The sequence below is a fragment of the Thiobacillus sp. genome, from assembly GCA_024235835.1.
Taxonomy (GTDB): domain Bacteria; phylum Pseudomonadota; class Gammaproteobacteria; order Burkholderiales; family Thiobacillaceae; genus PFJX01.
Map to the genome: position 1 here is coordinate 120,471 of JACKLQ010000001.1, position 14,514 is coordinate 134,984.

Consider the following 14,514-nt stretch of genomic DNA (forward strand, 5'->3'; position numbering starts at 1 on the left):
CCATCCTTGGCCGGAATTGCGAGCCATGAGCCTCCTTCCGGTGACGGCCTTCGGCCCGGACAGTGCTTACCTTGCCAGGGTATCCAGCCGTGACGCGCTCCCCGGCCTGGACAGTCCCCGGCAGGCAGGCGTGCAAGGGGAAGCGGGTGTTGACGTCTTCACCAGCCGGACCATGCTTGCATCCCTGTATGCGCGACTGGACGACGCAAGCGTGGTGGCCATGAAGGAGCGGGCTGCAAGCGGAGGCGACCCGTCCCATGGCAACCCCGATCAGTTCCGCAAGCTTTATCCACCCTACCCGAAGGTCTATGCGGAGCGTGCTGCTTATCTGGACCGCCTGGCGGGCCTGGCCCCGCTGAACGACGCCTTGAGACCGCCGGAGACCCGGGAAGAGGTGGAGCGCCTTGCCCAGACCGTCTCCGCAGGGCTGGCCGAACTGCCTAACACCGGCGTCACGCGCCAGCCTGTTCATTTCCTCATGACAACCCCGAAAGAGTCACCTTGAAACCGAAATCCCGCGTCGAGTCCATGGAGAATATCGAGCGTATCGCCAGCCAGTACGAGATATCGCTCCAGTTCGTCACGGTGAAGTTTGCCGGCCACCGCATCAAGTTCGCGATTCCAAACCGAAAGTGTCTGCATTTCGCCCTGAGCCTGGAGCGCCGCGAGCCCATGACGAACAAATGGATTCTCGCGTTCGACCGGGATGACGTGTTCTTCGACGTGGGCAGCAACAACGGGGTCTTCGCCCTCATGGCCGCCGTGGTGCCCGGGTGCCGGGTCTACGCCTTCGAGCCCCATTTCGCCAGTTATTACACCCTGGTCCACAACGTCTATGCCAATGACCTGCAGGAACGGGTGCATGCCTATCCCCTGGCGGTGTCTGACAAACTGGGCTTCGACAACCTCTACCTGTCCGCCATCACGGCCGGCAAGTCCCTCAACAACTACGGCGACGCCCGCCCCAGCGAAGAAGAACTCTGGCACGCGGTGATTCCCCAGGCGGCGGTATCGGTGTCCATCGACGAGTTCGTGCGCAACACCGGCGTCGTGCCCAACCACATCAAGGTGGACGTGGACGGCATCGAACCCAAGATCGTGGCCGGCGCCCGGGAAACCCTGGCGGACGCCAGACTCAAAAGCATCATGATCGAGATCGACGAGAAAGACCCCCAGCACATGGCCATCCACGACGTGATGAAGGACTCGGGCTTCAACCGCTTCCTCAAGGACGAGGCAGGCGTGTTCTTCTTCCGCGACTGAGGAGCAATTTGCCGTGAACCCCTTCGCCGCCCCCCAGCGCCTGGCCAAGCTCACCATCGAGATCACCACCCTGTGCAACCTCAAGTGCGCGGGCTGTCCCCGCACCACGGCCATGGCCCAGGGGGCCTGGGCCGACCTGCACATCCCCCTGGAGCGCTTCCAGCGCATCCTGGATCACATCCCCTTCACCGAGTTCGTCACCCTCCACGGCATCGGCGAGCCCACCCTGCACCCCCAGTTCACCGAGCTGGTGGCCATGGCCAGGCAGAGTGGCAAGTTCGGGCGCATGAAGATGACCACCAACGCCCTGTCCCGCACGGTGGACTACTACGCCCAGTCCGTGGCGGCCGGTCTGGACGAATTCTGGGTGTCCGTGGACAGCCTGGACCAGGGCATCGCCGACCAGATGCGGTTCGGCACCAAGGTGGAAAAGCTGGAGCGGCAGGTGGGCGGCTGCCTGGCCGCAGGCCTGCCGGTGCACATCTCCATGGTGGTGAGCGCCGTCAACTACAGGGACATCCCCGCCACCCTGCTGAAACTTCATGCCCTGGGAGCCCCGCCGGTGCACATGCAGGAATTCCAGGACTTCGGCGACCCCTACGGGCTCATGAGCCAGGCCCAGCGGTTGGAGTTCCTCAATGCCCTGGCCGCCGTGCTGCCCAGGGTACCCGGCATGAAGATCCTGCCGCCCAACTTCGCCCGTCCCAAGGGCGACATATGCACCGCCCCCTGGTTCCGCCCCGCCATCTCCGTGGAGGGCTTCCTCACCCCCTGCTGCACCACCTTCGACCCGGAGCAGTTCGGCCGCGTGAACCTGGTGGACCTGACGTTCCAGGAGGCCTGGCAGCAGCCTTCCCTCCATGCCTGGATCCGGCGCTTCATCCAGGATCAGACCGAGATCTGCCACGGCTGCGGCCTCAACCCCCGGGGCTTCGGCACCGGCCAGGTGCTGGGCCGTTCCGGCAAGACGGGGCAGGAGGCCCACGTGCTCAAGGTGGGCCACTGAGCGCCCCCAGGGCCGGGCTGCGCCCAGCCCGCCCCCCGAGGGGGTCAAGTAAACTCGGGGCGGCCCTTCGTTTACCTGAGAGGCCTGGCCAACAAATCCGGAGTCCACGATGTTCTTCAACAAGATCGTCCCCACCGACCATCCGAACAGGAAGTGGGAAGTTCTCTTCAACACCGGCGCTCTCACCGTGCGGGTGAACCGCTTATTCCGCCGCGACATGGGCTTCATGACCATCGGCAGCTGCTTCGCCGAGGAGATCCGCAAGGCCCTCACCGCCCGCAACGTGCGCTGCTACCCGGAGTACAGCAGGATCGCCATCGACCCGAATCGCATGAAGATCGATACCCTGCCGGCGCGGGAGCACATGAACTACTACAACACCTTCTCAATACGCCAGGAACTTGAGCGGGCCGCCGGCCAGTGGACCCAGGCCGCCAATGACCTCTGGCTGGTGCACAAGCGGGACATCCAGAACGGCGTGTTCGTGGCGGGGGAACGGACCCTTTGCCAGGACCCCTACCGTCGCCTGGTGTTCGGCAAGACGCCGGAGGACCTGCACGAGGCCCTGGAACAGATCAATGTCGTGATGCGGGATGGATTCCGCCAGGCCGATGTATGCGTCATCACCCTGGGCATGACCGAGGTCTTCAAGAAGAAGGACAACGGCCTGGTGTGCAATCAGGTGCCGGTCTACGGCGGCGGCTCCGGTCTGCGTGAGACCTTCTTCCACGCCAGCGACTACCAGGAGAACCTGGAGAACATGCGAGTGAGCCTCAGGCTGCTCAAGGAGATGAACCCCAAGGTCCAGGTGGTCCTCACCGTGTCCCCCGTGCCCCTGCACCGCAGCTTCAACAGCGACGACATCTTCGTGAACAACTACGAGAGCAAGTGCACCCTGCGGGCCGTCACCGCCCAGATCTGCCGGGAGTTCGACTGGGTGCACTACTTCCCCTCCTTCGAGATCGTATGGGGCACGGGCGCCACCGCCTACCAGGCCAAGGACCGGCTGCACGTGAAGGAGGAGGTGGTGGACCGCATCATCGCCGCCTTCATGGATACGCATTTCGAGGCCTTGCCGGATCAGGGGCCGGATTTGGCCGTCGCGACTTGACGCCTCTGAGCGGGTGCGCGGATGACCAAGGAGAAGACGGGGCCCGTAGAGCCCTGCCTGAACCCCGAGAACGCTGGATGGCTGGACGCGGCCTTCTATCTCAGGCACTACCACCATGCCCTTCTCCGGGACGGCTATGACGACCCCCTGAAGCACTTCCTGGAAGTTGGGGTGGAAAGGGGCTACCTGCCATCTCCCGATTTCGACCCGGTTGTCTATCGCCTGAGGCGCCCGGAATGTGGCCGTGAAAACCCCGTCTTCCATGCCATGCGCCATGGCCCGCTACCCCGTCTGGAAGGCGGGCTGCTGGCCCTCTTCCCGGACGTGGAGGAATTACGCAGCCGCATCAAGGTTACCAGTACGGACCCCATAGACCTCGCCGACCCTGAGGAGCAGTCTCGCAACATGGCCCATGTGCGGGAGATCGCACAAGGTCGGCCTATCCCCTTCAGCGTGGCTGACAAGGCATACGAGCTACGGGTGCCTGATTCGGAAGAGATGTTGCGGCGCATGGACCATGGGCGGCCCTTCGCCTACGTCCGCCTTCCCCATGGTTTTTGGGACAGCGTGTACCAGGTGGAGATGGTGAGGGGCCACCTGGGCCTCCAGCCTGTATGTGATCCCCTCAGCCTGGCTGAGAAATATGCCCTGGCCGTGCGTCTCTGCGGCCTGTTAATGCCCTGGAACAGCAATTTCATCGAGTCCTTCCAGGAAGAAGTACTTCTGGACGCGGCCGCCCACGTCCCCCATCCGGATTTCATGCGCGCCGTATCCTTCAAGGGCGTACCGACATGGCGGGAAGAAGTTTTCAACCTGGCCAAGCCTACCCTGGGACACCTGAAACGCTTACATCTGTTCGCAGCCATCTTCACCCGCCAGGAGCCTGTCTACGACGCCATGCTGCCAAAGCGCTGGATGGTTTCCGGCGATGCCGGCCGCATGGCCGGCATCGCTGCCCGGCACGGGGTGGTGCTCATCGCCAACGACCGTTACGAAGACATGGACCGGCGCTGGGGTGCGGCCCACTTCCGCTTCGTGTCCATCGAGCCCGACTTCAGCCAGCTCATGCGCTGGGACATCCTGGAACGCACCCGCCAGGCCGTCGAGACACTCAGGGCCGAAGGCCAGGAGCGCATCTACGTGTTCTCCCAATGCGGCGCCTCCCTGGCCTACTGGCTGTTCGACCGCCTGTTCAAGATCCATCCGGACGTCTTCTATTTCGACCTGGGCCAGGCCATCAAGGCCTGGTACCTGGACGCTTCGGAACCCCAGGGTCCGGAGGCCGGCAAGCCCCTGTTCAACCCCATGACCAAGGACAACTACGTCGACAAGACCCTGCGCCTGTTCGGCGAGCAGATCCGCGCCTGGGCCGGCGCGGCCGGAGAGGGCCCCGCCAGCGGCAGCGGGCGGATGTTCTGCAGCGACGCAGTTGGGAGGGCCCTTATCCCCATGGCCGAGCAACTCGCCCTGCTCAAGGACGCCATGAACCTCCAGGCCAAGGGCCAGACGGGCCGGTCCATCATCCTGCTGATGCGCCTGCTGGACGGCGAACGCTGGGTGGCGTCCCAGGCGGCCGCCCTGCTCAGCGGCATGGCGGAGACCAAGGGCGACAGGGCCAACGCCATCGAGTTCGCCGAGATCGCTGCCAGTCGCGACCCCTCGCCCCGCAACAGGGAACGCCTGGCCGCCCTGAGGGCCGCTCCGTGAAGGCCGGCGTGCCCGACTGCTGGCTGCACATCGGTGCCCCCAAGACCGGCAGCACCGCCCTGGAGCGATTCCTCTCCGGCCACCAGGCCCGGCTGGCGGAGCAGGGCCTGTGCTATCCCTCCTCGGTGATGCGCGCTTGCGGCCACCATGACCTGGCCTTCCTACTGGGGGGCGGCTACCCGGGCTGGGCCACGCCCCAGGACCGGGGCCTGGACGAGCTGCTGGCCGCACTGAAGGTCGAGATCGCCGCCGCAGGCCGCCCCGTCATCCTCAGCAGCGAGAATTTCTACTTGCTGTCCGACCCACAGATGGTGGCCCGGGCCCTGGACGGCATCGGCCTGGCTCCGGCGCGTACCCGGGTGCTGGTCTACCTGCGCCGCCAGGACGAGGCCCACCTGTCCTGGTACAACCAGGCGGTGAAGGCCCAGGGCTATGCCGGCGAGTTGGAGGACTGCATTGCGGAATGCCGGGACCTGTGGGACTACGACGCCCGGCTGGAGGCCTGGGCGGCGGTCTTCGGTGAGGGAAACATTTTCGTGCGCCCCTTCGACGATCTGCCCGGCGGCGACGTGCGTCGGGACTTCCTCGCCGTGCTGGGCCTGCCGGAGGCGGGCTTCGACCTGACCGGGGCGCCGGTGAACACCGCCCTCAACCCGGATCTGCTGGCCTACCAGCGGGCCGTCAACCGGCTGCCCCTGAGTCCCCAGGAGAAGCGCCGCCACCACAAGCCCCTCATGGCCCTCAGCCGGGCGGCCGCCGGCAGCGGCCTGTTCGTGGAGGGGCCGCTGATGGACGGCGCCGCCCGCCGGGACCTGCTGGCCCGGTACCAGTCAGGCAACCGGGCCGTGGCACGCCGCTGGCTCGGCCGCGATGAGCTGTTCAAGCATATTGCCTCGGACATGCCCCAGGCCGCCGCCCACCCCGAACTGACCCCGGAAAAGCTGGCCGCCATCCAGGGCTGGCTGCTTGCCCGTCCTGATTCCCGACCGGAGCCCCCACCATGACTTCTCCCGACCGCTACTTCTACCGGGACCATCCCGCCACCTGTGCCCCCGACGACTACTGGGGCCAGGTGAAGCGCACCGTCAATGGGCAGCCCGTGGCACCGGGGCAGATCGACATGATCGTCGCCTCCGTGGCCGGCGGCCTGGCCCTGAAGGCCGAGGACGTGCTGCTGGACCTGGGCTGTGGCAACGGGGCCCTCACGGACCGGGTCTTCGACCACTGCGCAGGCGGCCTGGGGGTGGATTTCTCCGACTTCCTCATCGGCGTGGCCCAGCGTGACTTCCAGCGCCCGCCCCAGCGCCTCTACCAGGCCGGCGAGCTGCTGGACTTCCTGGCCACGGCCCCGTACCCGCAGCGCTTCGACAAGGCCATGTGCTACGGCGTGTTCATGTTCCTGGACGCCGACGAGGCCCTGGCCTGTCTGACCCGCCTGCGCACCCGCTTCACCGGGCTGTCCCGCGTGTTTCTCGGCAACCTGCCGGACAAGGCCCGCATGGGGGACTTCTTCCGCCATGGCGAATACCGCCCCGGCCTGGAGTCCGACCCCGCCTCGCCCATCGGCGTGTGGCGGCATGAGGTGGAACTGGCGGAACTGGCCCGGGTGGCGGGATGGAACGCTGAGGTCCGCCGCATGCCGGCGGACTTCTACGCCGCCGCCTACCGCTACGACGCCATCCTGACCCCTATGGACGCGTGAGCATATTGCCCCCCAAGACCCGTCTGGAGGATCTGGCCCTGTTCGGCGGTTCGCCCCTGTTTGACGCGCCCCGGCCCATGGCCCAGCTCTCGGCGCCGCCGGTGGAGGCCTTCCTGGACAACATCCGCCTGGCCTATGAAGGCCGGCGGCTCACCAACGACGGCCCCCTTGTGCGCCGGCTGGAGGCCCGCCTGGCGGCGCTGCACCAGGTGCCCCATTGCGTGGCCGTGGCCAACGCCGGCCTGGGGCTCACCATGCTCATGGCCATCCTGGCCGGGGGACGGCGGGGCAGGGTGGTGATGCCCGCCTTCTCCTTCCGCGGCCTGCCCCATTTCGCCGCCTGGGCCGGCCAGCAGCCCTGCTTCTGCGACGTGGACCCCCACAGCCACACCCTGGACCCCGCCGCCGCTGACCTCGCCGTCACGCCGGACACTACCAGCATCCTGGCCGTGGGCAGCCCCCATGACGCCGGCGACATCGCCGGCCTGGAGGCGGTGGCCGAGCGCCACGGCGTGCCCCTTATCTTCGATTCGGTCTACCGGGCCGGCGCCACCGCCGACGGCCGGCCTGCAGGGGGCAACGGCCGGGCCGAGGTGTTCAGCCTGCACGCCACCAAGCTCGTCAATGGCTTCGAGGGCGGCTACATCACCACCCGCGACGAAACCCTGGCGCGCCTGCTGCGCTGGCAGCGCAACTTCTGCTTTCCCGGTCCCGAGACCCTGGACCTGGAGGACCAGGCCCACGTCATTGGCCTGAACGCCAAGCTCAACGAGTTCCACGCGGCCATGGCCCTGGCCAGCCTGGACGAGCTGGACGCCATCCGCGCCCGCAACAAGGGCCGCCACGAGGCGTGGCAGCGGGCCCTGGTCGGCCTCCCCGGCCTGGCGTTGCTGGACTACCCGGCGGGTGAGACACAGCACTACCAGCTGGCGGTTCTGGAGGTGCGGCCCGCCTGGCCACTCGGCCGGGATGAAACCGTGGCCGTGCTGCGGGCCGAGGGTGTCGCCATCCACGCCTACTACAGCCCCCTGCTGCCCCGGTCCAGTAAGGGAGGTGTCCAGCCCTTACCCGTGCCCGTGGCCGAGGATCTGGCCCGCCGCTTCCTGCAACTGCCCTGCGGCGACCACGTATCCCTGGGGGACATCGCCGCCCTGGGAAACCTGTTCCGCTTCCTGGCGGGGCGGGGCAGGTCGGTGGCGGATCGGCTGCACGCGGAGGTGGCGGCATGAAGGGGGATGGGGTGAAGCTGCAGGCGAACGAGCTGGCCTGCCTGGGCGGCGCCCCCGCCTTCGCCGAGCCCCTGCACGTGGCCCAGCTCAACCTGCCCCCCTGGGAGCGGGTTGAGGCCACCTTCCGCCACCTCTTCGCCCGCCGCCAGTACGCCAACCACGGACCCCTGGTGCGTGAGCTGGAGCAGCGTTTCGCCCGCCTGCTGGGGGTGGAGCACGCCATCTGCGTGGTGAACGGCACGGTGGCCCTCATGCTTCTGGCCCGGGCCCTGGAACTGAAGGGCGAGGTGATCGTGCCCGCCTTCTCCTTCCCCGCCACGGTACAGGCCGTGTCCTGGGCCGGGCTCACCCCCGTGCTGTGCGACGTGGACCCGGATACCCACTCCCTGGGCCCCAAAGGCGTGGCGGCCCGCATCGGCCCCGCCACCGTCGGCATCCTGGGGGTGCACCTGTGGGGCCGGGCCTGTGCCCCCGGGCCCCTGGCCGAACTGGCGGACCGGCAGGGCCTGGCCCTGTTCTTCGACGCATGCCACGGCATCGCCTGCGCCCACGGTGGCCGCTGGCTGGGCAACTTCGGCGCCGGCGAGGCCTTCTCCTTCCACGCCACCAAGGTCATCAACGGCATGGAGGGCGGTTGCGTCACCACCAACGACGCCCGACTGGCTGCCCGCCTGCGCACCCTGCGCAGCTTCCACGACGGCGAGACCTTCTGCGACGCCGCGCCGCGCATGAACGCCAAGATGAGCGAGGCCCAGGCGGCCATGGCCCTGCTCAGCCTGGACGAGCTGCCGGACAACCTGGCCGCCAACCGCCGCCGCCACGCCGCCTACCGCGCCTGCCTGGGCGACATCCCCGGCATCCGGGTGCTGGAGTACGGCGACGCAGACCCCCACAACCACCAGTACGTGGTGCTGGACGTGGACGCGGCGGCGGCCGGCCTCTCCCGGGACGCGTTGTTCGAGCTGCTGGAGATGGAGAACGTCCTCTGCCGCCGCTATTTCCACCCGCCCCTGCACCGCCTGCATACCTACCGCGCCGGCTACGATCCGCGCGACTTCCCCGTCACAGAGCACCTGAGTACCCGCCTCATGCAGCTCCCCTCCGGCCAGGCCGTGGGCCCGGCGAACGTGGAGCGGGTGTGCGGTCTCATCCGCCTCATCCAGGCCCACGGGCCGGAGCTGAAAAAGAGAAGGATGGGAACAAGTTGAGGCTGGGCATCATGCAGCCCTACTTCTTCCCCTACCTGGGCTACTTCACCCTCCTCCGCCACACGGATAGCTGGGTGGTGTTCGACGTGGTGCAGTACAACCGGCGCAGCTGGATGAACCGCAACCGCATCCTTCACCCGCGGCAGGGCTGGCAGTACATCTCCGCCCCCGTGGCCCACGCCCCCCACGGCACCCTGCTTAAGGACATCCGCCTGGCGGACCCCGCCGCCGCCCAACAGCGCCTGCTGGGCCAGCTCGGCCACTATCGCCGCCACGCCCCCCATTACCGCCGGGTGGTCGAACTGGTGGAGCAGGCCTTCGCCCGCGCCGCCGGCCCCGGCCTGGTGGACCTGAACGTCGCCGCCCTGGCCGCCGTCTGCGACTACCTGGGCATGGCCTGGCACGGCCAGCGTTGCTGCGAACTGGGCCTCAACCTGTCGGACGTTGCACACCCTGGCCAATGGGCCTTGCGCATCGCCCAGGCCCTGGGGGCAGACGCCTACCTCAACCCCCCCGGCGGCCGGGAGCTGTTCCGCCCTGAGGAATGGCGCCAGGCCGGCATCCGCCTGATGTTCTCCCCCCTGCCGGACCTGCAATACGCCTGCGGTCCCCACGCCTTCGAGCCCCACCTGTCCATCCTGGATGTGCTCATGTGGAATACACCGGAAGCGGCGTTGGCGGCGCTGGACCGGCAGGAACTGACGGTGGCCTGAAAGGGAAGCCCTGGCCCAGGCGTGGATTGCCAGTCCGGGTCACCAAACGCCTTGCGCCCGGCCTGCACGGCACCAAGCACTTCCAGGCCGAATACGGCAAGGACTTGGGCTGTGTGCGCTACCGGCAGGACGACAGGAGGTGCTACACCACGGTCGAACTCCTCGTCGACCGGGACGCCCTCCCGCCGCCGAGCCTGAGCCTGAAGGACATCGTGTATTGACCCAGAGAAAACCTGCTCAAGTGTTAGCCTTGAACGAACCTGCTCATTTTTCGCGCAAGTTACGCAATTTGAGGGGTCAGGTTCGAATTTAATCTGGCCCAATTCCAGACTATTTACTTACGCTGCCCCACCTTCACTCGGCCAGTAACTTCTCCACTGCCACCTCGATCTGCCTGGCCTGGGGCGTGCCGCTGTGGGTCTCGCCGAAGAACCGGGCGCGGATGCGGCCCTGCTTGTCTAAAAGGTAGTAGGCGGGCCAGTAGCGGTTGTTCAGGGCCTTCCAGTAGCGGAAGTCGTTGTCCAGCATGATGGGGTGGGTGAGGCCGAACTCCCGGGCCTTGGCCCGCACCGCGGCGGCGTCCCGCTCGTGGTCGAACTCGGGGCTGTGGATGCCCACCACCCGCAGGCCCTTGGGCGCCAGGCGGGCTTCCAACTCCCGCAGCCAGGGGAAGGAGCGGTAGCAGTTCCAGCAGCCGAATGTCCACACATCCAGAAGCACCACCTTGCCCTTCAGGTCGGAGATGCTGAGGGGGTTGGCGTTGATCCAGTCGGCGGTGGCGCGGGCGGTGAATTCCGGCGCGGGGACGGGCGTTTGCTGTTGGGTTGTTTCAGCGCGGCCGTCGGCCAGGAAGGGTAGGGCCAGTAACAGGGCGGGGAGGGCGATCAGGGCCAGTAGGCGGCCCATGGTTCTCGAAGTGCGGCTCATGCTGGCCTCCGTGGTCCGTGTGCGACGGCTCCAGAATGCGCCGGTCGGCGTTTCGCGTGGTTAACATTTTCGTGACCTTTGCCGGCCACGGGCGGCCTAGACTGTGGGCTTGCGGCCCCGCACTGCGGTGGCTTCCTCCAGGCGGCGGATGTCCTCCAGGCCCCAGGCCCGGAACCAGTCCTCCACTTCCTCCGGCGCGTGGGTCCAGTGGTAGGTGGGGGTGTAGCCGTCGAACAGGGCCAGGACGCTGCGCTGGGCGGTGGGGTGGTGGGTGGCGAAGGGGAACTGGCGGATGAAGGACTCCATCCACAGGTCGTTGCGGTGGGCCCGGGCCATGTCGATGACCCATTCGCTCCAGGCCTTGAAGGCCAGGGGCGGCAGGCGGGAGACCAGGGGCACCCATTCGCCCCGCCGCTGGAACAGGGGCGGGTAGACCCAGATGGCCAGCACGCCACCGGGCTTCAGCAGGGGCAGCAACCTTTCCGTGTAGGCCCGGGTGTCCGGGGTGTGGTGCAGCACGCCGATGGAATAGATGACGTCGAAGCTGGCGGGCCTGAAAGGCAGGGCGCCGATGTCGGCCTGCATGACCAGGGCGTTGGGGAAGCGAGCCAGGTTGTCCCGGGCGGTTTCCACGGCATCGGAGAGGTCCACGCCCACCACATGGGCGCCCCAGCCGGCCAGCAGCTCGGCATGGCGGCCGATGCCCACGCCGGCGTCCAGCACCAGCCTGCCTCTCACCTCGTCCGGCGACAGGCCGGTCTTCAGTACCAGGTCCTGCTCGGTGAGGGCCACGCCCTGGCGGCTGTCCAGTTGGGTGTCGGTGTAGGTGGTCCACTGGAAGGAGAAGGACGAGACGTAGTGGTCCGAGTCCACGAAGCGGGGAATGCCCCGCACCACGGGGGCGGGGGGGCGATCGGCGAAGGTGAGGGCGCTGTCCGCGCTGCCCGTGGGGGCGGGGGCCAGCACGCCTTCCACCTCCCGGGCGAAGGCCGGGTCCAGGTCCTTGCCGATGAGGCTGCGCCAGTCCAGGGTATTGGGTGTCATGGGATTCTCACGCTGACAAGGATGGACTCGCCTGCCCTGGTCAGGTCCAGGGTGAGGGCATCGGCCGGACCGTCGGCGGCCAGGGCGTCGCCCAGGACCGTCCAGTCGGCCTCGGCGATTTCCAGTCCCATGGGCAGGGCGCCGGAGGCCAGGTCCGCCATCCAGCCCTCCAGCCAGGCAGCGGTCGCCTCCACCCCGCCACAGGCGGCGGCCAGTTGCTTGCGCAGGGCCGCCAGGCCCGCCACGTCCACGCGGGCGGACTGCCAGGGGCCCTCGGCGGGCTGGGTGGCGAGTTGCATCAGGTTGACGTCGTCCCGACGCGCCGACAGGGCCTTCAGCCGGGGTTGGTAGTTTTCGATTTCCAGGGTCAGCTTCAACTCGTCCAGTCGCAGCCCGCCCCAGGTCATGTCCCGGAGGTCGGCCTGGACACGGTGGGCCCCGCCCGCGGGCAGCACCTCCAGGGCCAGGCGGCCTACGGACAGGTCTGGCAGGAAGACGGCGGACAGGTCCAGCCCCAGGCTCTCCACCAGTAGGTTGCGGTCGTCCACTTCCCTCTGCCGACCCACGGATAGGCGCTTGGCCAGGACGAGCTGGAGCTTGGCCAGGGCGTAGGCCGCCGGGTTGCGGAAAGTGCTCCGCAACTGGGCCAGCTTGGATAGGGGACCGAACAGGGTCGGGTTGCCGCCCAGTCCGTCGATGAGGTGGTACTGGTGGGGCGTGCTGGCCAGGTCGGCATTGTCGCTGGGAGAAAAGATGAGCTTGCGGCCCACGTGGACCCAGCGGCCCTGGCCGTGACTGGCGATCTTCTTGATGGAGGTGGCATGGGGCAGCGGCAGGGGCTTGCCGTCCTCCAGCAGCAGCAGGGTGGTGTGGCCCATCTCGTCGCTGCAGAAGTCCTCGTCCAGGGTTACGGTGTAGGCATGGGGGCCGGAGCGCTGGGCGCCCCCCAGGGGGATGGCCCGGGGGCCCAGCCACCATGACCTGAGCAGCAGGGAGAGGGCGCCCCTGTCGCGGCGCTTGGCCTTGAGGACGCGCTGGTAGAAGGCCAGCAGCCAACCGGAGATGAAGAACAAGGAGAAGAGGGGGCGGCCCTGGGCGTGTTCGGACATCAGTCCACCAGGTACAGGTTGTAGAGCAACAGGTCGCGTTGTACGCCCGCATCGGTCACGGGTTCCACGCCGTGGAAGGCGTTGTCGGTGCGGATGAAGCCGAACAGGGAGTTGGGCAGGTAGGGGGCGGTGGTGACCCGGGTGAAGGCCTCCCGGGGATGGTGGGGGCCGCCGGGGCAGCGGAAGTCCGGGTCGTTGGGGACATAGGCGGAAGTGCCCAGATGGGGGTCGGTGGCATCCCGGGGCAGATAGAACAGGAAGGCCAGCACCTTTTCGGGCATGTCCGTATGGGGCGGCAGGGCATAGTTGGTGAAGTCCCGCACCAGGCGGGCGTCCTTGAGCAGGCGCTTCTTCGCCAGGGCCTCGCCCCACTGTCGGGTGACGAAGGGACGGAACTTGCTCAGCATCGCATTGGCGAAGCGGCTGCCCAGCATCCATGCGCCCACCTGGCTCCAGGGCGCCGGCACGCCAGGGTTGGCCTCCCCCAGGGAGAGGATGAGGCGCTCGCTGCTGTTGTCCAGGCCCACCGTGCCGTATTCCCGGATGGGGGTGTAGGCGTCGTCGGCCGGCAACTGGTCGATGAGGGCCTGGTAGACGGGGGCGGGGAAGACGTCGGTGACATGGAAGTGGGGGAAGGGCCAGGTCTTCACCTCGGCGTTCATGAGGCGGTAGAGGACGGCCATCTCGGTGGCGTAGTCCTCCGTTGCGACGGAGCCGTTCAAGCCGCGGCCTCCCGCCTGAACAGCCATTCCCCCACCCCGGCGAAGGGGCCCTCCGGGCGGCTGGCGGCCCGGGCCTGGGCGGGGTCGTGGCGGAAACCCAGGACGGTCAGGTCCTCCACCATGGCATGGTGTTCCGCCAGCTGGGGGTTCACCTCGATGAGCAGTTCCGCCACGCCGGCACCGGCCAGGGTGGCGCGGGCGCCGGAGATGACCTTGTGCTCGAAGCCGTCCACGTCGATCTTGATGTAGCGGGGCACGGGCAGGGCGCCGGCCGCGACGGCGGCGTCCAGGGTCCAGCTGGCACAGCCCTGGGCAAAGGAGGAGTCCCGCTCCCGCAGGTTGAAGTCCACTTGCGCGCCAAAACTGTGGCAGGAGGCGCCGGTCTCGAACCCGGACAGGTAGAGGCGGTCCAGGCCCACACGGTCCGACAGGGCACAGGGAAAGGCGGTGATGCGGTCATCCAGGCCGTTGGCCTGGATGTTGCGGTTGAGCAGGCCGTAGTTCTGGGATTCCGGCTCGAAGGCGTAGACCCGGCAGCGCCGGGCCGTGGCGGCGTAGAGGCTGTAGAGGCCGATGTTGGCGCCCACGTCCAGCAGCACCGACTCTTCCGCCAGGCCGTTCAGCCAGGCGATGGTATGGGGCTCCTTGCTGTAGAGGGTCTGCACCCGGGCCAGGCTGAGGCGGTTGGGCGTCTTGAAGATGACGCGGCCGCCATCGGCGGCCTTCAGCACCACCTGGGGGTCCAGCTTCTCGTACTGGCTCAGGTCCACGGG

16 protein-coding genes are annotated in these 14,514 nt (G+C 67.7%); 11 read left to right on the forward strand and 5 right to left on the reverse strand.

The annotated features are described in order from the left end of the window. Positions 1-25 precede the first annotated feature (25 nt). The 11 genes from H6935_00630 to H6935_00680 all read left to right on the forward strand — a co-directional run bounded on the left by H6935_00630 (position 26) and on the right by H6935_00680 (position 10,160). Positions 26-505 (forward strand): hypothetical protein, encoded by a 480-nt coding sequence (locus H6935_00630; protein ID MCP5276855.1) that lies wholly within the window; start codon positions 26-28, stop codon positions 503-505. Further along, a complete protein-coding gene (locus H6935_00635; protein ID MCP5276856.1) occupies positions 502-1,263 on the forward strand; it encodes an FkbM family methyltransferase in 762 nt (253 codons plus the stop codon). The genes H6935_00630 and H6935_00635 overlap by 4 nt, the downstream gene beginning before the upstream one ends. A gap of 13 nt (positions 1,264-1,276) precedes the next feature. Further along, positions 1,277-2,269 (forward strand): radical SAM protein, encoded by a 993-nt coding sequence (locus tag H6935_00640; protein ID MCP5276857.1) that lies wholly within the window; start codon positions 1,277-1,279, stop codon positions 2,267-2,269. A 109-nt stretch (positions 2,270-2,378) separates the two neighbouring features. Then, on the forward strand, positions 2,379-3,380 hold the full coding sequence (locus H6935_00645; protein ID MCP5276858.1) for a GSCFA domain-containing protein: 1,002 nt from the start codon (positions 2,379-2,381) through the stop codon (positions 3,378-3,380). A gap of 21 nt (positions 3,381-3,401) precedes the next feature. Beyond that, positions 3,402-5,087 carry a hypothetical protein gene (locus tag H6935_00650; GenBank protein MCP5276859.1) on the forward strand — a complete coding sequence of 562 codons (1,686 nt, stop codon included), beginning with the start codon at positions 3,402-3,404 and terminating at the stop codon, positions 5,085-5,087. Positions 5,088-5,095: 8 nt separating this feature from the next. Next, complete coding sequence (locus H6935_00655) at positions 5,096-6,091, forward strand: hypothetical protein (GenBank protein ID MCP5276860.1); 996 nt, start codon at positions 5,096-5,098, stop codon at positions 6,089-6,091. Then, on the forward strand, positions 6,088-6,789 hold the full coding sequence (locus H6935_00660) for a class I SAM-dependent methyltransferase (GenBank protein ID MCP5276861.1): 702 nt from the start codon (positions 6,088-6,090) through the stop codon (positions 6,787-6,789). Before H6935_00655 ends, H6935_00660 begins: the two co-directional genes overlap by 4 nt. 77 nt (positions 6,790-6,866) lie before the next feature. Further along, positions 6,867-8,018, forward strand: coding sequence for an aminotransferase class I/II-fold pyridoxal phosphate-dependent enzyme (locus H6935_00665; GenBank protein ID MCP5276862.1), 1,152 nt, complete (start codon positions 6,867-6,869; stop codon positions 8,016-8,018). Between the two features lie 11 nt (positions 8,019-8,029). Continuing rightward, positions 8,030-9,226, forward strand: a complete 1,197-nt coding sequence (locus H6935_00670; GenBank protein MCP5276863.1) for an aminotransferase class I/II-fold pyridoxal phosphate-dependent enzyme — start codon at positions 8,030-8,032, stop codon at positions 9,224-9,226. Then, positions 9,223-9,939, forward strand: a complete 717-nt coding sequence (locus H6935_00675; protein ID MCP5276864.1) for a WbqC family protein — start codon at positions 9,223-9,225, stop codon at positions 9,937-9,939. The genes H6935_00670 and H6935_00675 overlap by 4 nt, the downstream gene beginning before the upstream one ends. A gap of 26 nt (positions 9,940-9,965) precedes the next feature. Continuing rightward, positions 9,966-10,160 (forward strand): hypothetical protein, encoded by a 195-nt coding sequence (locus H6935_00680; protein ID MCP5276865.1) that lies wholly within the window; start codon positions 9,966-9,968, stop codon positions 10,158-10,160. Positions 10,161-10,293: 133 nt separating this feature from the next. Here the strand turns inward: H6935_00680 and H6935_00685 are convergent, their stop codons facing one another. From H6935_00685 to H6935_00705, 5 genes are all read right to left on the reverse strand, one after another. Next, complete coding sequence (locus H6935_00685; protein ID MCP5276866.1) at positions 10,294-10,866, reverse strand: redoxin domain-containing protein; 573 nt, start codon at positions 10,864-10,866, stop codon at positions 10,294-10,296. Positions 10,867-10,962: 96 nt separating this feature from the next. Then, positions 10,963-11,910, reverse strand: coding sequence for a methyltransferase domain-containing protein (locus tag H6935_00690; GenBank protein ID MCP5276867.1), 948 nt, complete (start codon positions 11,908-11,910; stop codon positions 10,963-10,965). Continuing rightward, a complete protein-coding gene (locus tag H6935_00695; GenBank protein MCP5276868.1) occupies positions 11,907-13,019 on the reverse strand; it encodes a hypothetical protein in 1,113 nt (370 codons plus the stop codon). Before H6935_00695 ends, H6935_00690 begins: the two co-directional genes overlap by 4 nt. Then, a complete protein-coding gene (locus tag H6935_00700; protein ID MCP5276869.1) occupies positions 13,019-13,741 on the reverse strand; it encodes a hypothetical protein in 723 nt (240 codons plus the stop codon). Before H6935_00700 ends, H6935_00695 begins: the two co-directional genes overlap by 1 nt. After that, complete coding sequence (locus H6935_00705) at positions 13,738-14,511, reverse strand: FkbM family methyltransferase (protein MCP5276870.1); 774 nt, start codon at positions 14,509-14,511, stop codon at positions 13,738-13,740. Before H6935_00705 ends, H6935_00700 begins: the two co-directional genes overlap by 4 nt. Positions 14,512-14,514: the final 3 nt, after the last annotated feature.